Source organism: Arthrobacter sp. UYP6, assembly GCF_040547315.1.
Lineage (GTDB): Bacteria > Actinomycetota > Actinomycetes > Actinomycetales > Micrococcaceae > Arthrobacter_B.
Map to the genome: position 1 here is coordinate 247,256 of NZ_JBEPPM010000001.1, position 23,420 is coordinate 270,675.

20 protein-coding genes are annotated in these 23,420 nt (G+C 65.6%); 10 read left to right on the top strand and 10 right to left on the bottom strand.

The features are described from left to right. Window positions 1-41 precede the first annotated feature (41 nt). The 4 genes from ABIB35_RS01240 to ABIB35_RS01255 form a co-directional block, all read right to left on the bottom strand. A complete protein-coding gene (locus tag ABIB35_RS01240) occupies window positions 42-1,715 on the bottom strand; it encodes a CAP domain-containing protein (protein ID WP_354178199.1) in 1,674 nt (557 codons plus the stop codon). 287 nt (window positions 1,716-2,002) lie between these two features. After that, window positions 2,003-3,544 carry an APC family permease gene (locus ABIB35_RS01245; protein WP_354178201.1) on the bottom strand — a complete coding sequence of 514 codons (1,542 nt, stop codon included), beginning with the start codon at window positions 3,542-3,544 and terminating at the stop codon, window positions 2,003-2,005. After that, entirely contained in the window at window positions 3,541-4,428 is an 888-nt protein-coding gene (locus ABIB35_RS01250; protein WP_354178203.1) for a universal stress protein, read from the bottom strand. Before ABIB35_RS01250 ends, ABIB35_RS01245 begins: the two co-directional genes overlap by 4 nt. 5 nt (window positions 4,429-4,433) lie before the next feature. Next, window positions 4,434-5,816, bottom strand: a complete 1,383-nt coding sequence (locus tag ABIB35_RS01255) for a flavin monoamine oxidase family protein (RefSeq protein ID WP_354178205.1) — start codon at window positions 5,814-5,816, stop codon at window positions 4,434-4,436. Window positions 5,817-5,984: 168 nt separating this feature from the next. On the opposite strand from ABIB35_RS01255, the gene ABIB35_RS01260 reads away from it, so the two are divergent. Further along, a complete protein-coding gene (locus ABIB35_RS01260) occupies window positions 5,985-6,665 on the top strand; it encodes a TetR/AcrR family transcriptional regulator (RefSeq protein ID WP_354178207.1) in 681 nt (226 codons plus the stop codon). Between the two features lie 49 nt (window positions 6,666-6,714). On the opposite strand, the gene gabT is transcribed toward ABIB35_RS01260, so the two are convergent. Together gabT and ABIB35_RS01270 are read right to left on the bottom strand one after the other, a co-directional pair. Next, window positions 6,715-8,070, bottom strand: coding sequence for a 4-aminobutyrate--2-oxoglutarate transaminase (gene gabT, locus ABIB35_RS01265; protein ID WP_354178208.1), 1,356 nt, complete (start codon window positions 8,068-8,070; stop codon window positions 6,715-6,717). A 62-nt stretch (window positions 8,071-8,132) separates the two neighbouring features. After that, a complete protein-coding gene (locus ABIB35_RS01270) occupies window positions 8,133-9,563 on the bottom strand; it encodes a gamma-aminobutyraldehyde dehydrogenase (RefSeq protein WP_354178209.1) in 1,431 nt (476 codons plus the stop codon). Window positions 9,564-9,722: 159 nt separating this feature from the next. On the opposite strand from ABIB35_RS01270, the gene ABIB35_RS01275 reads away from it, so the two are divergent. From ABIB35_RS01275 to ABIB35_RS01290, 4 genes are all read left to right on the top strand, one after another. Continuing rightward, complete coding sequence (locus tag ABIB35_RS01275; protein WP_354178211.1) at window positions 9,723-11,159, top strand: PucR family transcriptional regulator; 1,437 nt, start codon at window positions 9,723-9,725, stop codon at window positions 11,157-11,159. A gap of 156 nt (window positions 11,160-11,315) precedes the next feature. Then, entirely contained in the window at window positions 11,316-11,945 is a 630-nt protein-coding gene (locus tag ABIB35_RS01280) for a putative glycolipid-binding domain-containing protein (protein WP_354178212.1), read from the top strand. Between the two features lie 66 nt (window positions 11,946-12,011). Continuing rightward, window positions 12,012-12,437, top strand: a complete 426-nt coding sequence (locus ABIB35_RS01285; protein WP_354178213.1) for a hypothetical protein — start codon at window positions 12,012-12,014, stop codon at window positions 12,435-12,437. Window positions 12,438-12,459: 22 nt separating this feature from the next. Then, complete coding sequence (locus ABIB35_RS01290) at window positions 12,460-12,972, top strand: HIT family protein (RefSeq protein WP_354178215.1); 513 nt, start codon at window positions 12,460-12,462, stop codon at window positions 12,970-12,972. On the opposite strand, the gene ABIB35_RS01295 is transcribed toward ABIB35_RS01290, so the two are convergent. The 3 genes from ABIB35_RS01295 to ABIB35_RS01305 are packed head-to-tail and all read right to left on the bottom strand — an operon-like array spanning window position 12,969 to window position 16,081. Further along, window positions 12,969-14,030: a polyprenyl synthetase family protein gene (locus tag ABIB35_RS01295; RefSeq protein ID WP_354178216.1), complete on the bottom strand. Its 1,062-nt coding sequence runs from the start codon at window positions 14,028-14,030 to the stop codon at window positions 12,969-12,971. The genes ABIB35_RS01290 and ABIB35_RS01295 overlap by 4 nt on opposite strands. Next, entirely contained in the window at window positions 14,027-15,373 is a 1,347-nt protein-coding gene (locus ABIB35_RS01300) for a geranylgeranyl reductase family protein (protein WP_354178218.1), read from the bottom strand. The genes ABIB35_RS01295 and ABIB35_RS01300 overlap by 4 nt, the downstream gene beginning before the upstream one ends. Next, window positions 15,374-16,081 carry a demethylmenaquinone methyltransferase gene (locus ABIB35_RS01305; protein WP_354178219.1) on the bottom strand — a complete coding sequence of 236 codons (708 nt, stop codon included), beginning with the start codon at window positions 16,079-16,081 and terminating at the stop codon, window positions 15,374-15,376. Between the two features lie 143 nt (window positions 16,082-16,224). Here ABIB35_RS01305 and ABIB35_RS01310 point away from each other — a divergent pair, with 143 nt between their 5' ends. The 5 genes from ABIB35_RS01310 (at window position 16,225) to ABIB35_RS01330 (ending at window position 21,073) form a co-directional block, all read left to right on the top strand. Then, window positions 16,225-17,544: an isochorismate synthase gene (locus tag ABIB35_RS01310; RefSeq protein ID WP_502915694.1), complete on the top strand. Its 1,320-nt coding sequence runs from the start codon at window positions 16,225-16,227 to the stop codon at window positions 17,542-17,544. A gap of 164 nt (window positions 17,545-17,708) precedes the next feature. Next, window positions 17,709-18,494, top strand: a complete 786-nt coding sequence (locus tag ABIB35_RS01315) for a basic amino acid ABC transporter substrate-binding protein (protein ID WP_354178220.1) — start codon at window positions 17,709-17,711, stop codon at window positions 18,492-18,494. Between the two features lie 139 nt (window positions 18,495-18,633). After that, entirely contained in the window at window positions 18,634-19,422 is a 789-nt protein-coding gene (locus ABIB35_RS01320; RefSeq protein ID WP_354178222.1) for a transporter substrate-binding domain-containing protein, read from the top strand. 86 nt (window positions 19,423-19,508) lie between these two features. Continuing rightward, the gene (locus ABIB35_RS01325) at window positions 19,509-20,294 is read left to right on the top strand and encodes an amino acid ABC transporter permease (RefSeq protein ID WP_354178224.1); all 786 of its coding nucleotides are present in this window, start codon (window positions 19,509-19,511) and stop codon (window positions 20,292-20,294) included. Window positions 20,295-20,299: 5 nt separating this feature from the next. After that, entirely contained in the window at window positions 20,300-21,073 is a 774-nt protein-coding gene (locus tag ABIB35_RS01330) for an amino acid ABC transporter ATP-binding protein (protein ID WP_354178225.1), read from the top strand. Between the two features lie 209 nt (window positions 21,074-21,282). Here ABIB35_RS01330 and menD read toward each other — a convergent pair whose 3' ends face one another. Next, complete coding sequence (gene menD, locus ABIB35_RS01335) at window positions 21,283-23,019, bottom strand: 2-succinyl-5-enolpyruvyl-6-hydroxy-3-cyclohexene-1-carboxylic-acid synthase (RefSeq protein WP_354178226.1); 1,737 nt, start codon at window positions 23,017-23,019, stop codon at window positions 21,283-21,285. Window positions 23,020-23,420 lie beyond the last annotated feature (401 nt).

The window sequence follows — 23,420 nt, forward strand, 5'->3', positions numbered from 1 at the left end:
TGGGCTGCGGAGGCTTTTTCATTCCTCGACTGCTTGTTCGGCTACCGGCGTGCCGAGATACTGCGCTGACGCTGGACTGCCACGAGGGCGGCAGCACCGATCAGCGCCATCAGGGCACCAATGCCACCGATGGCCAGCTGGGCGGCGTTCAGGCCGGTGGAGGCCAGCTCGGTGGAACCGTCGGCAGCAACCGGGACCGACTGCGCTGCCAGGACCGTGACGGCCTGTTCCACGGTAAAGGTGCTCCAGCCTGCCAGGACTCCGTCCTTGAACAGGGCGACCTTGTGCTCGCCTGCTCCCAGGACAGCAGGAACGGACGCCGTCAGGGAACCCTTGGCATCGGAGGTTACAGCACCCAGGTTGACCCCGGCGGAGGGAAGGACCACTTCATAAGCGGTACCTGCCGCAAGACCGGAGACCCGCAGCTGGCTGCCGGAAGCAACCGCAGAGACAGTTCCCCGTACTGATTCGGTGAGGAGGGTGTCCTGTCCGAGTGCCACCTGCTCAACAGTGGCAACGTTGGCAGCAGCCTTGGCCTTTGTCTGTTCCGCTGCGCGCTGTGCTTCTTGTTCCGCAGCAGCTTTCGCGGTGGCAGCCGCCTGGGCTGCTTCCTTCGCCGCGGCCTCGCCGGCGGCTTTCTCGTTTGCGGCGTCCTGCGCGGCGGCTTCAGCAGCGGCCGCTTCCTGCGCAAGGGCCGCATCCGCAGCGGCCTGCTCTTCAGCAGCCTTGCGTGCCGGCTCCGCAGCCTTCAGGGCGGCAGCCTCATCCGCTGCCTTCTGGGCACCAGCGGCTTCCTCAGCGGCCTGGGCGGCAGCAGCCTCCTCAGCGGCCTGGGCGGCAGCAGCCTCCTCAGCAGCCTTGGCGGCAGCAGCCTCCTCAGCAGCCTTGGCGGCAGCAGCTTCCTTAGCAGCCTTGGCGGCAGCGGCTTCCTCAGCGGCCTGATCCGGATTTGTTGGAGCACCCGGCTTTGCGGCGGCAGCATCCTCTGCGGCCTTGGCGGCAGCAGCATCGGCGGCAGCCTTTTCGGCGGCCTTGGCAGCAGCATCGGCGGCGGCCTTTTCGGCAGCCTTGGCTGCCGCTTCTTCGGCAGCAGCGCGGGCGGCAGCTTCCTGGGCAGCCTTCTCGGCCGCGGCATGAGCAGCAGCTTCTTCCGCGGCAGCACGGGCAGCTGCTTCCTGAGCAGCTTTTTCCGCTGCGGCGCGGGCTGCAGCTTCGCGAGCCTCGCGGGCCGCCTCGTCTTCAGCCGAGACGGCATACTGGCCGAACTTGGCGGTGGCCAGGTACGCGCCCTGGTTGGGTCCGGCGGTCAGCTGGACGGCTCCCAGGCCAATGTCCGTATCGGCCGCGCGCAGCATGTTGGCACGGTGGGCCGGCGAATTGACCCACCAGTTGAAGGCCTGGTCGGCGCTCATGTTCCAGACGATGTTTTCCGGGAACGCATAGGATCCCGGGCTGTGCGTAAAGACGCCGGCGCCGTAGATATTGGCCTGATCCGCGGACTGCTGCGTCCAGGACTGCGATTCGGCCGACATCTGGTTGTTCCAGGTCAGCGGGGCCAGTGCGTGCTGTGCCCGGTAGTCATTGATCAGCACGTACAGGCGTTGAGCGAACGCAGCGTCCGCGGAACTTGCCGCAGCGGACGGGATCGAGATCACCGCCGTCATCAGTGCAATGGCGAGCGCCGTGAAGACGCCCACAAGTTTCTTAACGCGCAAAGTGCATCCTTATGCCTCGAGACCCAGTGAAAACACCGAAGCCGGACCGTGCGCAGCCTCCCCAGAGAGCTGCGGTGCCCGGCAAAAACGTCACAGGGCAACGATGCGAATTTACCGTAGGCACCTCGAATAGACAACAACAACTTCAATAACACCAGTAACAGCGATCGGAAGCAGGACACGCTGGACTGGGAGAAGAAGGTAGAAAGAGGGCCGGAACCGCAGCCAAACAGCTGCAGCTCCGGCCCGGTACCAACCGACCTGCCGGGTCTGCCCCGGCGTAGCTCCTACTTTCCGGCGGCCTTCTCTGCGACGCCCTTGCGCAGGGTCTCACCGCGGAAGTATCCCGGATTTCGCAGATACATCAGCAGCATCAGCACCGCACCGAGCGCAATGACACCGGTGCCCAGAATGAACACCAGCCCAACCCCGCCCAGGGAGGACCCGGAACCGTAGTTTGGATCCATGGAGTCCACCGCGGTCTTGAGGAACATCACGAACAGGATGACGGCACCCACCAGCGGAGCAAGGAACTTCAGCAGGAAGTTGCGCAGCGAGCTGAACGCCTCTGCACGGAAGAACCAGACGCAGGCCAGCGCCGTGATGCCGTAGTAGAAGCAGATCATCAGGCCCAGCGCGGTGATGGTGTCCCACAGGGCGTTTTCGGAGAGCAGCCGCGTGAGTGTGTAAAAGCCTGCCGCGGCGATGGCCGAGGCGATCGTGGCGTACCCCGGGGATTTATGCACCGGGCTGATGCTGCCGAACCGCCGGGGCAGGGCCCGGTAGTGGCCCATTGCCAGCAGCGTCCGTGCCGGGGAGACAAAGGTGGACTGCAGCGACGCGGCAGAGCTGCTGAGGATGGACAGGGACATCAGGATGGCAAAGGGGCCCATCACCGGACCGGCCAGGACGGCAAAAATGCTCTCCTGGTTCTCAGGGTTCCCGGCCCCGTATTCGCCCTCTCCCACGCCGGCATAGGACAGCACTGCCAGAGAGACCATCATGTAGATCAGCACAATCACGAAGACCGTTACGGTGGCGGCACGCCCGGGGGTCTTATCCGGATCCTTCGTTTCCTCGTTCATGGTCAGCGTGACGTCCCAGCCCCAGTACACAAAGATGGACAGTGAGACGCCGGCGGCAAAACTGGAGAAGGAGTCCACGGCAAACGGGTTGAACCATTCAGCGGTAATGGGGGTGGCGTCAAACGCCGTGCCTGCTCCCACATGGATGAAGGCGGCTATCGAGAACCAGCCCAGCACCAACAGTTGGAACCCCACCAGGACATATTGGAACATCTTGGTGGTTTCCAGCCCGCGGTAGGAAATCCAGCACGCCCCGGCGATGAAGACGCAGGTAGTGAGGATGTTCAACGGCAGATTGCTGGTGAGGTCCGCCAGGGAATCGTTGCCGGTCACCTGCGCGAGCATCAGATAGAAGAAATCCACTGCCACGGCGGCGAGGTTGGACAACACGATAATGGTGGCGGCGATCAGCCCCCATCCGCCCATCCAACCGATCCAGGGACCGAAGGCCCGGGTGGCCCAGGTGAAGGACGTGCCGGAGTCCGGCATGGCGTTGTTCAGCTCGCGGTAGCCCAGCGCCACAAGGATCATGGGGATGAAGCCCACCAGGAAGATCGCCGGCAGCTGCACACCCACTTCGGAAACCGTGGGACCCAGACCCGCGGTCAGCGTGTAGGCGGGCGCGATGCAGGACACCCCGATCACCACCGCACCGAGCAGGCCGACGGTTCCGGACTTCAGTCCCTTACGGCTGAGCCCGCCGGCTGCCTCTTCCCTGGGCGGGATCACTTGCTTGGAGCTCATTCGGTCACCTCTGTTGGGCTGGATGCGCGGCCGCCCCGGAAATTCCGGGGCACCACGACCATGGGTACGGGAAGGCTGCGCAGTACTTTACTGGCAGTGGGGCCCAGGAAAATCCGGTTGTTTCCGGCCAGCCGGCTGGAACCGATGAGCATGATGTCGCCGTCCTCGAAGTCCAGGTCATCGACCGCGTTCTCGATCGTCCGCCCGGAGGCGACGACGGCGGTGACCTGGCAGCGTCCGGCGGCCAGTTCCCTGGCACGGGCGAGCCGGTCCATGGCGTGCAGCTCGGCCTCCAGAACGGCGTTTTCATCCCGGGACGGAGCGTCGAGGGCAACCAGTGAGATCAGGCGCAGGGGCAGACCGCTGCGCGCAGCGGTCTGCACCGCTGTTTCCAGGACATCTTCTGCGCCGCGGCGGTTGCCCACCGCACAGGTGACCCGGGTCAGCGGACCGGTCCTGCTGTAGCCGTGCGGCGCCAGCGCCACCGGCACCTCGGCGGCATGCAGCAGGGCATTCGCCACGCTGCCAACGGTAAAGCGCTTGAACATCCCGTTGCTGGCCGCACCCACCACAATCAGTCCCGCGCCCAGGTCGGCGGCGGCCTCGATGAGTCCGCGGGCATCGGAATCGGCATTGCGGATGTGTCCGGCGGCGCGGACGTCGTCGGGTACCCGTGCGAGGCCCTCGGTCAGCCATTTTTCCAGCTGTTCTTCCAGCAGGTCCCGGAAGCCGCTTTCGGGTGGATAGACGGCGGTGTAGGGCGAGTGCACCGGGTCAACCATGACCAGGTCAAGCTCCGCGTCCTGGCTCCGGGCCAGGGCCGCGGCCAGATTCAGGGCATCCCTGCCCCGCTCATTGGCGGTGTATCCGACGACGTAACGCATGTGCTTTAGCCCTTGCCGGGCTCTGCGGCGAGGATGCGCTCAGCAGTGAGCTGTCCCATCCGCACGGCGCCGTCCACATGCTGGTACCCCTCGGCAGCCAGGTCGGAGGACGACCAGTAGATCGGGCCCACAGGCTTGAGCTGGTCGGGGCCATAACGGTGCAGACCGCCCAGGTCATAGCTGGCCGCGTACGCGCCGCGGGTCCATTCCTCCGAGCCCCAGTCCGATTCGTAGTAGACCTCAGGGGTCAGCGCTTCGTCGCCGAGGAAGGCGGCCAGGGAGGAGAGGATGGCCTGGCGGCGGTCCTCGGCGGAGAGCTCGAACATGCGATCGGCCTTTTCATCGGAGATGAAGCCGACCAGGGTGCCGCGGGGATCCTCGTGGTTCGTGTTGTCGTAGACCTCCTGGACCAGTTCACCGGCGCCGAAGCAGGTGCCGGACAAGCCAGCTTCCCGCCAGAATGGAGTGGAGTACACGGCGTGGACCTTGATGACCAGGCCCAGGGACTGATGCTGGTGCATCTGGTGCTGGCGGCGCGGCAGCGGCGGGTCGAAGGAGACCCGGGAGTACAGGTTCGGCGGCACTGCCATGACGGCCCGGCGGGCGTGCACCGTGACGTTGTCCGCTACGGCGGTGACGCCGTCGTGCGCAGTGCCGTCCTCCCCCGGCCAGCGCAGGAAGCGAACCGGGGCCGAGAGAACGACGTTCTCGCCCAGGTCAGCGGCCATGAGCTCGGACACCTGCTGCATTCCGCCGGCAACGCGGCGGTCCAGGATGAAGTCCTCATCCACCAGGTTGGAGAAGGAGCCCGCGGAGGCTGCCATCAGCACGGCCTGGAGCACAGAGAACGCGTGGGCCGGCTTGGTGAGCATGCCGCCGGCCACAAACAGGCCGATATTATTGCAGGCTTCCTCATCGGAGGACTGCTGGCGGAGCCAGTGCGCAAAAGAGACTGTGTCCAGTTCCCGGGCACGGGGGTGCTTCCAGGGCGCGGCGGGGTCCGTGTCGGCAGCCAGGGCGTCGAGGAGATCAATGAGGCGGAGCATTTCCTTTTCGGTCTGCTCCCCCACCGGGAACATTTCGCCGGTGTACGTGCGGCGGGTGCCGTCCGGGGAGATGTAGACGGACTCTCCCGAGCGGTAGCGCTCAAAGGTTTCCAGGCCGAGTTCCTCGATGAGGGAGATCAGGGCCGTCTGGTCGGGGGAAACCCACTGGCCGCCGATTTCCAGCATGGCACCGTCGATCGTGTCGGTCCAGGTCCGCCCGCCCACGCGGTTGCGGGCTTCCAGTACGGCTACGGTCAGGCCGGCGGCCTTCAGTTTGCGCGCAGCGCTCAGGCCCGAAGGCCCGGCTCCAATAATTACAACGTCACGTTCCAGCGTCTTCACAGTGTCCTTTCCCGGCGGCCGGAACGGCCGCCACCAATGCAATAAATGAATGTTATTCATTTATTGCAAGTACTGTAGCGTGCGTCACGTCCTCAGGGAAGTTGGGCGCGGCGCAAACCGTGCGGTATGACACCATGAAGACCGGTACCGCGGAAGGAAACAGGGCACATGACGAGGGACGAACCCCGCCGCAGGAGCGCCGGGCGGCCAGTGAACCGCGTGCTCTCGCAGAAACGGATCATTGCGGCGGCGCTGGAGGTTATCTCGTGCGGCGGCTATGGGGGGCTCACCATGTCCGCGCTGGCCCGCCGGCTGGAGGTGGCGCCGTCAGCGTTGTACAACCATGTGGAGTCCAAGCAGGAAGTGCTGCGCTGGCTGCAGGACTACGTCATGTCCTCGGTGGATATTTCGGGCTTCGCGGATCTGTCCTGGGACGAGGCCCTGCGGGCCTGGGCGCGCTCCTACCGGGATGTTTTTGCCCGCCACACACCGCTGATTCCGGTGATCGCGGTACTGCAGGTCAGCGGCGCTCCGCGCACGCTGGCGATGTACGAGGCAGTCACCGAGGGGCTGGTGCGGGCAGGCTGGCCGGCTGCGCAGATTGTGCCGGCCGTCGTGGCGCTGGAGTCCTTTATTTACGGGTCGGCCTACGACGCCGGGGCGCCCTCGGACATTTTCGCCACGGGTGCACTGGCCTCGGACAGCCCGTATTTCACTGCAGCGGTCCGGCAACAGTCCGGGCGTGCGGAAGGACGGGCCGCGGATGCCGCTTTTGAGGCAGGACTGAACGCGCTGGTCACCGGGCTGGGCCGGCGCGCCGGACTCCGGGTGGAGTCCGGCGCGGCCTGAGCACCGTTGCCGGTTCGGCCCCTGAGATTCCGGGCCGGCCCGTGAACCGCTAGAGCTGGGCGCGGACGGCGGCTTCCAGCACGTCCAGCGCGTCAGCCAGCAGCTCTTCACCGATAACCAGCGGCGGCAGCAGGCGCACCACGTTGCCGTACGTGCCGCAGGTCAGGATGATGACACCCTCAGCCAGGCACGCCGCGGCAATGGCCTTGGTGATATCAGCATCCGGCGTCTTGGAGCCGGGCTTCACGAATTCCAGCGCCAGCATGGCGCCGCGGCCGCGGACTTCGCCGATCACGCCGGTGTCTTCGGCCAGCTGCTGCAGGCGGGGAACGGCCAGTTCCTCGATCCGGCGGGCGCGGCCGGCCAGATCAGAGGTTTCCATGGTCTCGATCGCTGCCAATGCGGCGGCACAGGCCACCGGGTTGCCGCCGTAGGTGCCGCCCAGACCGCCCGCATGGACGGCGTCGAGCAGTTCCGCGCGGCCGGTAACCGCCGAGAGCGGCATGCCGCCGGCAATGCCCTTGGCCATGGTCATGATGTCCGGAATGACACCCTCATGCTGCACGGCGAACCACTCGCCGGTGCGGCAGAAACCGGACTGGACCTCGTCCGCAATGAAGACAATGCCCTTGGACTTGGCCCATTCGGCCAGCCGCGGCAGGAAGCCTTCAGCCGGAACAATGAAGCCGCCCTCGCCCTGGATCGGTTCGATCAGGATGGCTGCGGTCTGATCTGCGCCAATCTGCTTCTCGATGGCCAGGATCACGCGGTCCGCAGCCTCGGTGCCGGTGGTCTCCGGGTTTTCCTCGCGGAACGGGTAGCTCATGGGCATCCGGTAGATTTCGGAGGCAAACGGGCCAAAGCCGGTCTTGTACGGCATGGCCTTGGCGGTCAGGCCCATGGTGAGGTTGGTGCGGCCGTGGTAGGCGTGGTCAAAGGCCACAACTGCGTCGCGCCCGGTCGCGGAGCGGGCAATCTTGATGGCGTTTTCCACGGCCTCGGCGCCGGAGTTGAAGAGCACTGTGCGCTTCTCGTGGTCCCCGGGGGTGACCTCGTGCAGTTTTTCCGCCAGGGCAATGTAGCCCTCGTACGGGGTCACCATGAAGCAGGTGTGCGTGAAGTGCTCCACCTGCTCCTTGACTGCGCCGACGACGGCGGGATCCGAGGCACCGACACTGGTTACGGCGATCCCGGAACCCAGGTCAATGAAGGAGTTGCCGTCCACATCCTTGATGATGCCGCCGTCGGCGTCGGCGACGTACACCGGAACGGAGGAGGCTACGCCCTTGGCAACCACGGCCGCCCGGCGGGTGTTCAGCTCAACGGACTTGGGGCCGGGGAACGTTCCGTTGATATTGCGCTTCTGCTCCAGCCGGTAGGTGGGCTGGAGGGCTTGGGTGCTCATAGGGTGTGTGCCTTTCAAACGGTGGTGCGGGGCTGTCAGTACTGCGGTTTTGCACTGCCGGACTAGGCGTCCAGTGCGGTCATCACGTGCTTGATCCGGGTGTAGTCCTCCACGCCGTACATCGAGAGGTCCTTGCCGTAGCCGGAGCTCTTGAAGCCGCCGTGCGGCATCTCGGCCGTCAGCATGATGTGCGTGTTGATCCAGACCGCGCCGAAGTCCAGATCGCGGGCCAGACGCATGGCCCGGCCGTGGTTGGAGGTCCAGACGCTGGAAGCCAGCGCGTATTCGACGTCGTTGGCCATCTCCACCGCCTCTTCCTCGGTGCCGAAGGTCTGCACCGTGATGACGGGGCCAAAGGTTTCCTTCTGCACAATGTCGTCATCCTGGCGGGCACCGGTGATCACCGTAGGCTCAAAGAAGAAGCCCTTGGCGCCGGCGCGCTTGCCGCCGGTGGCAATGCTGCAGTGCTCCGGCAGGGAGTCGATGACGGCGTTGACGGCGTTGAAGTGGTTGATGTTATTCAGCGGACCGAAGTAGTTTTCCTCGGAATCCTCATGCCCGGTCTGCAGGGTCTTGGTGTGTTCCACCAGGGCGGCCACAAACTCATCCTGCGCGGAGTCCTCGACCAGGACGCGGGTGATGGCGGTGCAGTCCTGCCCGGCGTTGAAGAAAGAGAACTCTGCAACCGCCTGGGCGGTCTTCTTCAGGTCCGCGTCGGCAAAGACAACGGCAGGAGCCTTGCCGCCAAGTTCCAGGTGGGCGCGCTTGAGTGTTTTGGCGGCACCGGAGGCCACGGCGATGCCGGCACGGACGGAGCCGGTGATGGATACCAGGCCCGGAACGGGGTGGTCCACCATGGCGGCGCCGGTTTCGCCGGTGCCCAGCACCACGTTCAGGACGCCGGCGGGGAAGATTTCGCCGGCGAGGCGGGCCAGGACCAGGGTGGACTCGGGTGTGGTGTCGGAGGGCTTGAGCACCACGGTGTTGCCGGCGGCCAGCGCGGGGCCGATCTTCCAGATGGCCATCAGCAGCGGGTAGTTCCAGGGGGCAACCTGTGCCACGACGCCGATCGGCTCGCGGCGGATGAAGGAGGTGTGGTCCTCCATGTACTCCCCGGCGGACTTGCCCTCCAGCAGGCGGGCTGCGCCGGCGAAGAAGCGCAGCTGATCGGCGCCAACAGCGACTTCCTCCGCGGCGATGACCGAGGGTACCTGTCCGGTGTTGCGGTGCTGGGCAGCCACCAGTTCAGCGGAGTTGGCTTCCAGGGCGTCGGCCAGGTGCAGGAGCATCAGCTGGCGTTCGGACGGAGTAGTCCGCTTCCAGGTTTTGAAGGCTGCCGCAGCGGCCTCCATGGCTGCGTCGACATCGGCCTGGTTGGACACCGGAGAGGAGGCAACCACTTCGCCGTTGACCGGGTTGATGATTTCCAGCGATTCGGTTCCCCGTGCCGGGACAAACTCTCCGTTGATAAAGTTCTGCAGCGTCTGGGCCATGGCTCGCACTGTCCTTTCAGGAGGAGGATGCCCGGACTCCGTTGCCCGGGGCTTTCCTTCCAACCTATGCGGAGCAACCCACGTCACAAAGGGGCAAAAGAACAACGCCTGTACGGTTCGGCTGTGCAGGCGACCAAACAGGACCCCTATAGTTGCCCCATGCCGATTTATCTTTCCGATCTTCTGGCCGCCCCCGAACTGGACCTGCGCCAGTGCGGGACCGCACCGGTCCCGGCTGCACCCCTGCAGTGGGTTGCCGTCACCGAACTTGAGGACCCGTTTCCGTTCCTTGGCGGCGGCGAGGTGGTCCTGACCACGGGGGTGCGGCAGCGTTCCGGGGCCGTGCAGCGCAGTTTCGTGGACAGCGTGCACCGGGCAGGTGCCCTGGCCATCGGTTTCGGCACCGGGCTGAGCCACGCCAAAGTGCCCGTGGCCCTGGTCGAAGCGGCCGACCAGCACGGCCTGCCCGTGTTCGAGGTTCCCTACGTGACTCCGTTCGTGGCCCTGGGCAAGATGGTGGCTGATGCACTGTCGGCGGACCATGTCACCCAGCTGCGGGAACTGCTGGCGGCGCATCAGTCCCTGGCGGGCGCTTTGCTGGGCGGCAAGGGCCTGCCGGGGCTGCTGCAGGAACTTGCGGTGCTGCTGGGCAACCAGGTGGCGCTGTACCAGTACGGTGCACGGCTGTTCACCTCCGGGGCCGGGACCGCGTCAGGGGCTGATTCCGGCGCCGGGCACCGCGTTCCCATCCCCACCGGACTCCGCGACCGCTGCGCCCTGGTGATCACCGAGCCCTTCCGGCGCCCCGATATCGTCGCCTACGCCCAGAGCCTGATCAGCGTGGAACTGAGCAACCAGGCCCGCCGCCGGGCCCGCGACCGGGCGGTGACCGGGCAGCTGCTCACCGACGTCGTCGCCGGCCGCCTGGCCGGCAAGGATGCCGCCCTGCGTCTTCAGGGAGCCGGCATTTCTCCGGCCCGGCGCCAGCTGACGCTCCTGGTGGAAGTCGCTTCCGGCCACGTGCGCTCGCTGCCTGCCCTGCCGCTGCCCTCGGAGTTCGACGGCGCCGCCACCGCCGTCGTCGACGGCCGGCTGGCGATTGTGGTTCCGGAAGGATCCCGCCCGGATCTGGCCCGCATCCTTTCCGACTACCTTTACGGCAGCGGACTGACGGCGAAAATCGGTGTTGGCGGCTCCTACGCCGAGCCGGCCGGGCTACGCTGGAGCTATTTCGAGGCCAAGGAATCCCTGCAGCGCGGACAGAGTATCAATGAACCCGAACGGCTGAGCCTTACCTCGCTGCTGATGTCCGGAACCGATGTTCCGCTGGCCGATCTGGCTGCCGAGGCGCTGGAGCCGCTGACGGATTTCGATGCCGCCCACGACTCAAAGCTCTTGGAGACCCTGGAACGGTATCTGGCACTGAACGGATCGGTGGCGGCTGTGGCCGACGAGCTGGGCCTGCACCGGAACACCGTGCGGTACCGGCTCGGACAGATCACCGAGCTGACCGGCTACGACCCCGCCGTCACCGCCGACCGCGTGCACTTATTCCTGGCACTCAACGTCCGGCGGCTCGGCGTCGGCGTGGTGTGAAAGCTTGAGCCCGTCGAGAGTAGAGACGACGCCGCTTTGAGACGCCGGGAAGGGCATCCTCGCGACACTCGACGGGGGCGAAGCAGCAGGATCGCGGCACTCGGCCACCCAAACCTCTCGTTGCCGCCTACCGCCCGGTAACCATAATGTAAAGGGATGATCAACAGCGTGCAACCCGCCCGAACCCTCCGCTGGCAGGGCGTGGACGCCGCACGCCACGACACCGCGGCGGTATCCTTCCGTTCCCGGGAGCTCGCCGCCGGTGGAACGTCGATCACTGATGAGTACGCCGCGTCCTGGACCCTCTCCACATCTCCGGGCTGGGTAACCACACGGTTCGCCATCCGTGTCGAGGGACCGAACTGGTCCCGGTCCCTGGAACTGACCCGGTCCAGCGACGGCAAATGGACCGCCGACACACGGGTATCGGGGGACGCGGGGCTGCCGGCGCCCGGGATCGAAGACTCCGGTGCCCTGGACAATGCCCAGGACGTGGATCTGGACCTGTGCCCGCTGACCAACACCATGCCCATCCTCCGCCTGGACCTGCTGACCCGCTCCGCGCCGGCGGATGACACCAAACTCACCATGGCGTGGGTGGAAATGCCCAGCCTGCGGGTGCTCCCCAGCGACCAGGTCTACTCACAGGTTTCGGCTTTTGACGAGGCCCGGGGTTACGGCCTGGTGCTCTACAGTTCCACCTCCCGGGGCTTCACCGCCGAGCTGACCGTGGACGCGGACGGAGCCGTCATCGACTATCCCGGAATGGCGCTCCGCGCAGACTGAGTGCACTTGAGGACCTTCGTGCGCGGCTAGGATTGAAGTACACCACCCGCAATTTTGGAGACCCCATTGAGCCAAATGTTCCTGGACAAATTCAAAGCCCTGGTCCCCAAGTATCTTGAGGACGACTGGCGCGAAGAAGAAGACGGCATCCCCGCTGACATCTTGAATGAGATGCTGGATGCCCATGACTTCCCCATCCCCCTGGTGCTGCGGGAGTTCTACCTGGCCCTGGGCAACAGTGAAGACCTCATGGAGGCGTACCACTTCTTCTGGGACCCGGACGAGCTGGAGATCGAAGACGGCTACCTGCTCTTCCTCGAAGACGAGGATGAAAAGTTCGCCTGGGGCTTCCGCGTGGACCAGCTGGATGTCCCGGACCCGATTGTCTGGCGGCGCAACAACGCCCGCGGAGACTGGCAGAGCGAAGAAGGCACCTTCAGCGAATACGTCTTTGACATGTTCGAGTGGGTCTTCGAGGAAGATCCGAACTAACCCCTTCCCGGAAGGAGCCCGAATGCAGCAGCCCGGCACCGTCAATGAGGTGTGGCCCAGCCATGCGCCGGAGAACTATCAGTGCCCGTTCTGCGACATGGCCTCCGGGGACTTCGTGGCCCCCGGCAACCTCTGTGAACCCGGAGACCTGGTGTATTCGGACGAGCTGGTGCTGGCGTTCATCGCCTCGCACGGTTTCGATCCGGAGCCGGGCCACGTCCTGGTGACGCCCCGGGAGCACTTTGAGCTGCTGTATGAACTGCCCGACGACGTCGCCGCCCGCCTCATGATCCTCAGCCGGGACATTGCCGTGGCCATCAAGAGGGCGTGGCGGCCGGACGGCGTTACCACCCGGCAGCACAACGAGCCCGCCGGAAGCCAGCATGTGTGGCACTACCACCAGCATGTGCTGCCGCGCTGGGACAACGACGGGCTCTATTTCACGCCTAAGCGCCCGATCGTTGACCCGGCGGTCCGGGCCCGGAAGGCCGCGGAGCTGCGGGCCGTCCTCACGGTCTCGGACTACGGGCTCTAGACGTCCCGTTCCACTACTGCCACTGCAAAGCTCGCCAGAGCCTGCTTCACCACGGTGTCCGGCAGCGGCTGAAGGGCGGCAACTGCTTCGTCCGACCACTGCCGGGCCACAGCCCAGGCCTCGGTCGTGGCCGGGTTTTCCCGCAGTGCCTCGACAGCGGCGGCCAGCGCGGCGTCCGAGCTGAGGTCCCCGTCCACCAGCTCCAGCACCGCGGCCGCCTCGGCGTCGCCCGCTGCCGCGTTGCGGCGCAGCAGCAGCACCGGCAGGGTTGGAACGCCTTCGCGCAGATCAGTGCCCGGAGTCTTGCCGGACTTGGCTTCGCGGCCGGTGACGTCAATGACGTCGTCGGCCAGCTGGAACGCGGTGCCCACCTTTTCGCCGTATTCCACCATGATGTTCACGGCCTGGCGGTCGGCGCCGGAGAAGAGCGAACCGAACTGCCCGCAGGCCGCGATCAGCGAGGCGGTCTTGCCGGAGATAACGGACAGGTAATGCTCCAGGGAGTCCTGGCCCTCGTACGGGCCTACGGTTTCATGAAGCTGGCCCATGCAGAGCCGCTCGAAGGTCCGCGCCTGGATGCCCAGCGCTTCGCCGCCGAGTTCGGACACCAGGGACGAGGCCCGGGCAAAAATCAGGTCCCCGGTCAGCACCGCCACCGAGTTTCCCCACACCTCGTGGGCGGTGGGCGCACCGCGTCGCAGCGGCGCGGAGTCCATCACGTCGTCGTGATAAAGCGTGGCCAGGTGCGTCAACTCGACGACGACGGCGGACTGGATCACCTTGTCGCTGGCCGGCTCCGGGCCCAGATGGGATGCCAGCAGGGTCAGCAGCGGGCGGATGCGCTTTCCGCCGGCCTGTGCCAGATGGCGCGAGGTGGCGTCGGCAAAGGGATCAGAGTTGGCGATGGCGTCCAGGAGCCGGGCTTCGACCAGTTCCAGGGATGCAGCGATTGACGGACCCAGCTCAGGGTCTTCGGCGATGAGCGAGAAGCCGGCCGGCAGCGCACGCACGGCATCGTCAGCGGCAGTATCCGGGCTGGTGTTCGAGGATTCAGTCACGGTTTCAGACTAACTTTTCGTCGGAGCGGGGTGGAGAGCTGGCGGGATGGGGCGTCTTGGTTCGAGGCTGCCGGGACAAGGGCTTCCAGCACGGCAATAACTCTATCCTCCAAACCCTTGCTGCTGTGATCCGTGAGGTTGGCCAGCATCCGCACCACAAACTTCATCAGCACCGGAATGGGCATCCCGGTGCGGAGCGCCAGCTTCATGATGGCGGGCTTGCCGATCAGTCCGGCGAAGATCTTCCCCAACGTGAAGTGGCTTCCCCACTCGGCGCGGACGTGGTCAGCATAGCCGGAGAGCCGGTCATCAAAGGCAGCCGGAGCGGACAGGATTCCCGGGGTGCGGGCCCCGGCCTCGGCGGCCACAATGAAGTCGGCGGCGAACCGCGCGGATTCCATGGCATAGGAGATGCCTTCGCCGTTGAACGGAGAAACCATGCCGCCGGCGTCGCCCAGCAGCAGCAGCCCCGGGGAGTAGTGCGGCGTCCGGTTGAAACCCATGGGCAGGGCCGCGCCGCGGATCTCCCCCACCTGGTTCTCCGGGGTGAAACCCCATTCGGCGGGCATGCCGGCGGTCCAGTCCCGCAGCACCTTGCGATAGTCCAGTTTCCCGAATTCCTTGGAGGAGTTCAGGATCCCCAGGCCCACGTTGGAGGTTCCGTCGCCCACACCGAAAACCCAGCCGTAACCGGGCAGCGGATTACCGGCGGCGTCAGGGAGTTCCAGCCAGCCTTCCATCCAGTCGTCATTGGTGCGCGGGCTCTCGAAGTAGGTGCGTACGGCCACGCCCAGCGGCCGGTCGTCGCGCTTTTCGATGCCCAGGCTCAGTGCCGTGCGGCTGGAGTTGCCATCCGCCGCCAGCACCACGTCGGCAAGGAATTCGCGGGTTTGTCCGGTGCGCCGGCCGGCGTCGTCGAGCACATTGGCCACCACTCCGGTGACCCGGCCGTCCTCGCCGCGCAGCGCGGAAGTGACCGAATGCCGTTCCAGGATGACCGCACCGGCGGCCTGCGCGTGGCGGGCCAGAGCCTCGTCAAAGCCCAGGCGGGTGCGGATCAGTCCGTAGTCGGGGAAATCGGAGAGCACCGGCCAGGGCAGCTCAACGGTGCGTCCAGCGGCAATCAGTCGCAGACCCTTGTTGCGGCGCCAGCCCTCGGCTTCTTCGTGGGGCAGGCCAAGGAGCTGAATTTCACGCACCGCGCGGGGCGTGAGCCCGTCACCGCACACCTTTTCCCTTGGGAAGGCGGTCTTTTCCAGAACCGTGACCTCCACACCTGCACTCGCAAGGTAGTAGGCCGCGGTGGAACCGGCGGGGCCGGCTCCGACAATGAGGACGTTCACTTAGATGGCTGTCCTCCCCGGCTTTACGGCACGGTGGATGGCCACGATGCCGCCGGAGAGATTGCGGTAGGCGACGTCTTCCCAGCCGGTTTCCGAGATCCAGGCGGCCAGGCCGTCCTGGTTCGGCCAGGCGCGGATGGACTCGGCAAGGTAGACGTAGGCATCCGGGTTGGAGGCAACTTTGCGGGCGATCGGGGGAAGGGCCCGCATCAGATATTCGGTGTACATGGTCCGCCACACCGGAACCGTGGGCGAGGAGAACTCGGCGATGACCAGGCGCCCGCCGGGCTTGGTGACCCGCAGCATTTCGGAGAGCGCCTTTTTAGGCTCGTTCACGTTGCGCAGGCCAAAGGAGATGGTGGAGGCGTCAAAGGAGTTGTCCTCGAACGGCAGGTTGGTAGCGTCACCGGCCACAAAATCGATGTCCGGGCGGCGGCGCTTGCCCACTTTGAGCATGCCCAGGGAGAAATCACAGGCAACCACATTGATGCCGGCGTCCGCGTAGGGCTCGCTGGAGGTGCCGGTGCCGGCTGCCAGGTCCAGCACCCGCTGGCCGGGCCGGGCGCCTACGGCGTCCACCACCAGGCGGCGCCAACGGCGTGTCTGTCCCATGGACAGCACGTCATTTACGACGTCGTATTTCGGTGCCACGTCGTCAAACATGGCAGCGACTTCATCCGGGCGTTTTTCCAACGATGCGCGCTTCACTCGATCATTGTCTCAAAGAATGTCCACGGGACCGAACGCGTAGTCGCCGGTGTCATCCTCCTCACGGGGTCCGGCCCGGCTCCGCGTCACCCCGGAAGGATCCGCCCGGGGCATATCCGTGCGAGGAGTAGGCTGGAGTCATTATGACCACCCTGCGTTCCCTGACCGTGCCCATTGGTGAGCTGTCCGCCACAATAGGGCTGCTGGAGTACCTGGTCCTCAACGACCAGCTTGCCTGGATCCGCAGCGGTGAGGGGCTGGTGGGCTTTGGTGAGAGCGCCCGCTTCACCGCCAGCGGACCCGAGCGTTTTGCCGATGCTCAGCAGTGGTGGCTGAAGCTGTCCTCCGATGCCGAGATCCAGAACCCGCTGTCTATTCCCGGCAGCGGCTTGGCAGCCTTTGGCTCCTTCGGTTTTTCCAAGCGTTCCCCCTTTGAATCCCGGCTCATCGTTCCGGAGATCGTGGTGGGATCCCGCGACGGCGTCGCTTGGATCACACAGACCACTGCGGACCCCGACGCGGAGCTAAGCCCCGCCTCCGCGCAGTCTGCCCTCGCCCTCTATTTGGATGAAGTTCCGGTTGCCCGGGAACCGGATCCCGAAGACCGGATCCTGCCCGGCATCCTCAGCGAAGCCGAATGGAAGAACGCCGTGGCCCGCTCCGTGGCGCACATCAACGCCGGCGACCTCAGCAAAATTGTCCTGGCCCGCGACATCGTGGCTTCGCTGGGATCGCCGGTGTCCGCGGCACAGGTGCTGCGCGAGCTGGCCCTGCGGTACCGCAGGTGCTGGACGTATTCCGTAGACGGCCTCATCGGCTCCACTCCGGAAATGCTGATCAAGGTGGAAAACGGTGTTGCCCGCGCCCGCGTCCTGGCAGGCACGCTGGACCGCGCCACCGCACCCGCTGATGATCCGGAATATCCGCAGCGGGTCCTGGCCGGTTCCGACAAGCAGCGGCACGAGCACCAAATCGCCATTGATTCCCTGACCCGCCAGCTGCAGCCCTTCACCTCTTCCATGACCTCGCACAGCGAACCTTTTGTCCTGGAGCTGCCCAACGTGTGGCACCTGGCCTCGGACGTCACCGCTGAGCTGGCCCCCACAGCCGACGGCGGAATCCCCACGCCGCTGGCACTGGTGGAGGCGCTGCACCCCACCGCGGCGGTGTGCGGCTTCCCGACGAGCGTAGCCGGTGAGCTGATCAGTGAACTTGAACATATGGACCGCGGCCCGTATGCCGGGCCGGTGGGCTGGATGGATGCCGCAGGCAACGGCGAATGGGGCATCGCACTGCGCGGCGCCGTGATCGAGGATCCCCACACCGTGCGCCTTTATGCTGGCTGCGGCATTGTCGCCGGGTCCAATCCGACTGCGGAGCTCGCCGAAACCTGGAGTAAGTTCCGCCCCATGCTGGAAGCCCTGGAGCTGGACCGGGCCGTCGGTGCCGCCGTCGCCTCTTAGGCGAACGTGAGACACCCTTGACGGTGTGACGCAGGTTCTGTATGTACACCGCTCGAAAGTGCGTATAATTGAGGGGGCATGCATATTTATACATTCGCCACTTGGCAGCTGTGCCGGCTCACCGGAGCCGGTTCCGTCCCTTCCGATCTGAGGTTGTAATTCCCATGCTGTACAAAGCCCGCACCGCCCTGGCAGCCGTCCTGGCCCTCGGTGCCCTGACCGCAACCGCCTGCAGCGGCGGAACGGCTGAAACGGAATCCGGGATTCCCCTGGTGAACGACGGCGCACTGACGGTTTGCTCCAATGTTCCGTTTGAACCCTTCGAGTTCGTGGGCGAAGACGGCGAATACACCGGCTTCGATATGGATCTCAGCCGCGAAATTGCCGCCGGCATGGGCCTGGAACTCGAGGTGCAGAACGCCAGCTTTGACGGCCTGCAGAGCGGGACCGTCCTGGCCGCCAACCAGTGCGACATCGTGGCAGCTGCCATGACCATCACCCCGGAGCGCGAAGCGAACCTGGCCTTCTCCGACCCGTACTATGACTCGCTGCAGTCACTGCTGGTATCTGCCGGTTCAACCGCCAAGTCCCTGGAGGACATGGCAGGCAAGAAGATCGGCATCCAGCAGGGAACCACCGGCGAAACCTACACCCGAGAGAATGCTCCCTCGGATACGGAGGTCATCGCTTACCAGACCGATGCGGAGCTGTTCCAGGCGCTGCAGGCCGGCAATATCGACGGCGTGCTGCAGGACCTGCCCGTGAACCTCAAGCACACCGACGACGGCAAATACAGCATCGCCGGGACCTACTCCACGGGTGAGTCCTACGGCCTGGCCGCGAAGAAGGACGGCAGCGAAGAGCTGATCGCTGAGATCAACACCCAGCTCACCGAGATGCGCAGCAACGGCAAGTATCAGGAGCTCTACAACAAGTACTTCACCGAGTAAGGCGTGCGGCCCGGAGCCGCGGCTCGCCGTCGGTGTCGATACCTCGACGAAATATGACGTGCGTACAATCTAGATTGCTTTCATCTGTTTACGAAGGGGCAATCGCCACTGGCTCCGTCCACGAAAAGGTTGTAGATCCATGCTGAACAAAGCACGCAAAACTGCGCTTGCCGCGGTAACCCTGGGCGCCCTGGCGCTGACCGCCTGCGGCGGCGACAATTCATCTACTGACGCCGGCGCCGATTCCGGTCTGGGTCTGGTTTCGGAGGGGACGCTGACTGTTTGCTCCGAAATTCCTTTTGAGCCTTTTGAATACGAGGAAAACGGAGAATACACCGGTTTCGATATCGATCTGATGCGGGAAATCGCTGCGGGCATGGATCTGGAAGTGGAAATCCAGCAGCAGGGATTTGAGGCCATCCAAAGCGGTACGGCAGTGAACGCCGGAATGTGCGACATTAGCGCCAGCGCCATTACCATCACGCCGGAACGGGCGGAGAACGTGGAATTTACCGACGCGTACTTCGATTCGGTGCAGACTCTCCTGGTTCCCGCGGGTTCGGATATCAAGGGCATCGATGATCTTGCCGGCACCACGGTTGGCGTACAGCAGTCCACCACCGGCGCCGCCTATGCAAAGGAAAATGCCAAGGACGCCGAGATCATCGAGTACCCCGGCGACGGCGAGATGTTCCAGGCGATCAAGGCCGGCAGCATCGGCTCGATCCTTCAGGACATTGCCGTGAACACGAACCACACCAAGGACGGCGAATTCCAGATCGTCGAGGAATACCCCACGGATGAGTCCTACGGCTTCGCGGCCAAGAAGGGCAATACCGTGCTCGTTGACGAAATCAACACCCAGCTGACCGAACTGCGCGACAATGGGAAGTACACCGAGATCTACGACTCGTATTTCGCTGATTAAGCACTGACAAAGAACTGCACGTTCCGCCGTTCCGGATTTGAAAGAGTCCGGGACGGCGCCACATATCTTCCGCGGAAGGCTCCACTTTGAAACCGTCCACCCGCAGACGCCTCTTCCGGGGCGTCCTGTATGCCGTCTTCGTCCTGGTCATCGTGGCCATAGTCCTGCTTGCGGACTGGAAAGCCATCGGGGTGAACTTCTTTGACGTGGAGGTAGCCAAGAAGGCCTTCCCGACCATCATCACCGTGGCTGCGAAGAACACCATCATTTACACCGCCATCGCCTTTGCCGGCGGTCTGATCCTGGGTCTTATCCTGGCTCTGATGAAGCTCTCCCCCGTGGCACCGTACCGCTGGGCCGCCACGGCCTACATTGAAATCTTCCGCGGGCTGCCGGCCCTGCTGGTGATCTTTGCCTTTGCCTTCGCCGTGCCGATTGCGTTCTCCTGGCGCCCGCCGGGCGGCAACGCCGGAGCCGGGCTGATTGCCCTGATTGTGGTCTCCGCCGCTTACATTGCCGAAACCATCCGCGCCGGCATCCAGGCGGTTCCGGCCGGACAGATTGAGGCGGCACGTTCCCTGGGCATGGGCCCCGCGTGGACCATGGTCTCCGTGACCCTGCCGCAGGCGTTCCGCATCATCACTCCCCCGCTGACCAATGAGCTGGTCATCCTGATCAAGGACACCTCGTTGCTCTTCATTGCCGGCATGGCGCTGGCGGACCGAGAATTGACCACGTTTGCCCGCGATGCGGTCTCCCAGAACGCCAACGCCACCCCCCTGGTGCTGGCCGCCCTGATGTACCTGATCATCACGCTGCCGCTGACACAGCTGGTGGCTCGCCTTGAACGCCACAACCAGAGAGGCCGGTGAAGGTCATGAGCACTGAGGTAAACAGCTCCCCCGCCGCCGCCAGCAAAGCGGTGCCCGCCATTGAAGTGCAGAACCTGCACAAGAGCTTTGGGTCCAACGAGGTGCTTAAGGGCATCGACTTCCATGTGGACCAGGGCGAGGTTGTCTGCGTGATCGGCCCGTCCGGTTCCGGCAAGTCCACCCTGCTGCGCTGCGTCAACCGCCTCGAGGAGCCCACCAGCGGCACCATCCTGGTGGAAGGCGTGGACATCACCGATCCCGAGACCGACTTGGACAAGGTGCGCACCCGGATCGGCATTGTGTTCCAGCAGTTCAACCTCTTTCCGCACCTGAACGTGCTGAAGAACCTCACCCTGGCCCAGCGCCGCGCCAAGAAGCGAGGAAAGGCCCAGGCCGAGGAAGTTGCCCGCAAGAACCTGGCCAAGGTGGGTCTGGGCGACCGCGGCGATGCGTTCCCGGCCCAGCTTTCCGGCGGCCAGCAGCAGCGCGTGGCCATTGCCCGTGCGCTGTCCATGGACCCTGACATGATGCTCTTTGACGAGCCCACCTCCGCACTGGACCCCGAGCTGGTGGGCGATGTCCTCGCCGTCATGCGCCAGCTGGCCGAAGAGGGGATGACCATGATGGTGGTCACCCACGAGATCGGCTTTGCCCGCGAGGTCGGTGACCGCGTGGTGTTTATGGACGGCGGCGTCGTGGTGGAACAGGGCAGGCCGGCCGATGTGCTGGATAACCCGCAGCATCCGCGCACCCGAGAGTTCCTGTCCAAGGTCCTTTAGGCGTCTTACCTTCCACAGCAGGCAGCCCTTCCGCGTTTCGGCCCGGGAGGGCTGCCTTTTTGTTCTCGGCCCGCTGCCGTACCCCGCCGAGTGTAGAGCTCACGCCGCTTCACCCCGCCGAGTGTAGGGCTCCCGCGCGAATCCTCGCGTCAAAGCGGTAGGGCTCCGACTATGGACGCGGCTTTCCGGCCTTATCCCGACACTCGACCTTAGGCTAGGACGGCCTGAACGGCGCTCTTCACCCGGGCGTGCAGATCCCGCAGCGAGGCGCGCTGCACCGGGACCTCCAGGATGGAGCGGCCGGCGATCGGAGCGTCCAGGGCGGCGTCGAGCTCGTCCACGCTGCGGACCAGCCGGTGCGGCACGCCGTAGGCGGCGGCCAGCGCCGACACGTCCACGGTGTGCGGGGTGCCGAAGAAGCGCTCGACGACGGCGGTGTACTCCGCCTGCTCCTCCCCCAACGCGCCGTGCTCCAGAGTGGAGAAGATGCCGCCGCCGCCGTCGTTCAGCACCACAATCTGCAGGTCCGGCTCCGGCTCGCCGGTGCCGAGCAGCAGGGCGCCGGCGTCGTGCAGGAAGGTCAGGTCACCCAGCAGCAGCCGGGTGGGGATACCGTTGGCCAGCGCGATGCCCGCCGCCGTGGCGATGGTGCCGTCGATCCCGGCCAGCCCCCGGTTGGCGTAGACATCCAGCGGATGCCAGTCCGGAGCGGCCATCAGGTCCAGGTCGCGGATCGGGTTGGAGGAGCCGAGCACCAGGTTCCCGTCGGTGTGGTCCCAGACCAGGTCCGCGACATGCAGGCCATTAAGCTCGCTCTGCCCGTCCAGCAGCGCGGACAGCGCCGCCGTCGCCGCGGCTGAGGCGGCCTGCCAGCGTTCCAGCCAGCCGGGGGCACCCGCGCCGGCGAAGTCGAAGAGGCCGGCCAGATCGGTGATGATGGTTTCGGGCCGTCGGCCGGCGGTGAACCAGTTCACCGGACGCGGCACGTAGATCGCCTTCTCCACGTCGCGGCGGGCCAGCAGCGCGGCGACCGGACGGGACAGCGTGGGCCGGCCGAAGACCACCGCGCGCTCGATCTCCGGGCCGAGCTCCTCCAGCAGCAGCCGGTAGGCACCAATCGCGTTCGGGCCGAAGCGGGCGTTCGAGGACGGTTCGGCCAGCAGCGGCAGGCCGGCGCGGCGCGCAAACAGGGCTGCGATCTCGCCGGCGCCGTCCCCGGCGACGACGACGGCGCGGTGGGTGCCGGGCTGGTTCGTTAGCGCGGCGGCGTCCCGGCCGGTGGCGGCGGGTTCTGCGGGCAGTTCTTCCGAACGACCGGCGACCGGGACTGCCAGTTCGGCGGCGTCGCCGTCCTGCGGGATCAGCGGGTCGCGGAACTGCAGGTTGATGTGGATCGGCCCCACCGGGCTGCCGGCGCTGACCGCGTCGAAGGCGGCGCCGATAGCTCCGGCGGGATCTTCTCCGGCGCGGACGTTGGCGGTGGAGGCCGGGAACTCGGCGAAGATCCCGGGCTGCACGGTGGTCTGGTTGGCGCCGGTGCCGTGCAGCTCCGCGGGGCGGTCGGCGGAGAGCACCACCAGCGGCACACCTGCGTGGTGGGCCTCCATTACGGCGGGCATCAGTTCGCCCACCGCGGTGCCCGAGGTGGTGATGACGGCCGCCGGGCGGTGGCCGCCGCGGGCCAGGCCCAGGGCGGTGAAGCCGGCGACGCGTTCGTCGATCCGCACGTGCACCGTAACCCGGCCCTGCACTTCGGCCTCCGCCAGGGCATAGGCCAGAGGTGCGCTGCGCGAGCCCGGGGAGATGACGACGTCGGTCACCCCTGCCGCGGTCAGCGCGGATACCGCGGAGCGTGCGGCCTGCAGCGAACTGAGGTTGCTCCCGGCTTTCGGCTCTGACGAGCCGACGGAGGCGGACGGGCTGGGAAATTTCGAGGTTCCGGTCACCTCTCTATCCTAGGGTTCGGGAGCTATGGGTGAACCTGTCACCCTCGGTACCGTGCGTAATCAATGTGTCTGCGGGGGGCGCAAGCTCGTCTGGCGCAGGATAAGTTGTGGAAGCGGCAATCATCCGGCCTTTCCCCTCCCAGAGGGCTGCGTACGTCACCCATCGGGCCGAGACGTGGTGTGTCCTCCGGATCGGCGGCCATGATCTCGATTTTCTTTGCGGCCATGGTCGGCGCCCTCCCTTTGCTGGCAGGAACTCCGCATCGAAACCCGCACATGGCACGTCAGCAAACGCCTGAACAGGCTTTCGCCAAGCCGTGCAGAGTCCACCACACCGTGCAGAATCCCGTCCGGTTTTGACAGTGCGATTGTGGCCCCGGCGCGGCTGGCCGTCATCGCGC

Bases quoted from the DNA above. Each gene is read 5' to 3' on its own strand.
- ABIB35_RS01270 (WP_354178209.1), bottom strand. From the start codon at position 9,563: ATGGCCCAGACGCTGCAGAACTTTATCAACGGAGAGTTTGTCCCGGCA.
- ABIB35_RS01320 (WP_354178222.1), top strand. From the start codon at position 18,634: ATGCTGAACAAAGCACGCAAAACTGCGCTTGCCGCGGTAACCCTGGGC.
- ABIB35_RS01280 (WP_354178212.1), top strand. From the start codon at position 11,316: ATGATCAACAGCGTGCAACCCGCCCGAACCCTCCGCTGGCAGGGCGTG.
- ABIB35_RS01250 (WP_354178203.1), bottom strand. From the start codon at position 4,428: ATGCGTTACGTCGTCGGATACACCGCCAATGAGCGGGGCAGGGATGCC.
- ABIB35_RS01275 (WP_354178211.1), top strand. From the start codon at position 9,723: ATGCCGATTTATCTTTCCGATCTTCTGGCCGCCCCCGAACTGGACCTG.
- gabT (WP_354178208.1), bottom strand. From the start codon at position 8,070: ATGAGCACCCAAGCCCTCCAGCCCACCTACCGGCTGGAGCAGAAGCGC.
- ABIB35_RS01260 (WP_354178207.1), top strand. From the start codon at position 5,985: ATGACGAGGGACGAACCCCGCCGCAGGAGCGCCGGGCGGCCAGTGAAC.
- ABIB35_RS01330 (WP_354178225.1), top strand. From the start codon at position 20,300: ATGAGCACTGAGGTAAACAGCTCCCCCGCCGCCGCCAGCAAAGCGGTG.
- ABIB35_RS01315 (WP_354178220.1), top strand. From the start codon at position 17,709: ATGCTGTACAAAGCCCGCACCGCCCTGGCAGCCGTCCTGGCCCTCGGT.
- ABIB35_RS01310 (WP_502915694.1), top strand. From the start codon at position 16,225: ATGACCACCCTGCGTTCCCTGACCGTGCCCATTGGTGAGCTGTCCGCC.
- ABIB35_RS01290 (WP_354178215.1), top strand. From the start codon at position 12,460: ATGCAGCAGCCCGGCACCGTCAATGAGGTGTGGCCCAGCCATGCGCCG.
- ABIB35_RS01245 (WP_354178201.1), bottom strand. From the start codon at position 3,544: ATGAGCTCCAAGCAAGTGATCCCGCCCAGGGAAGAGGCAGCCGGCGGG.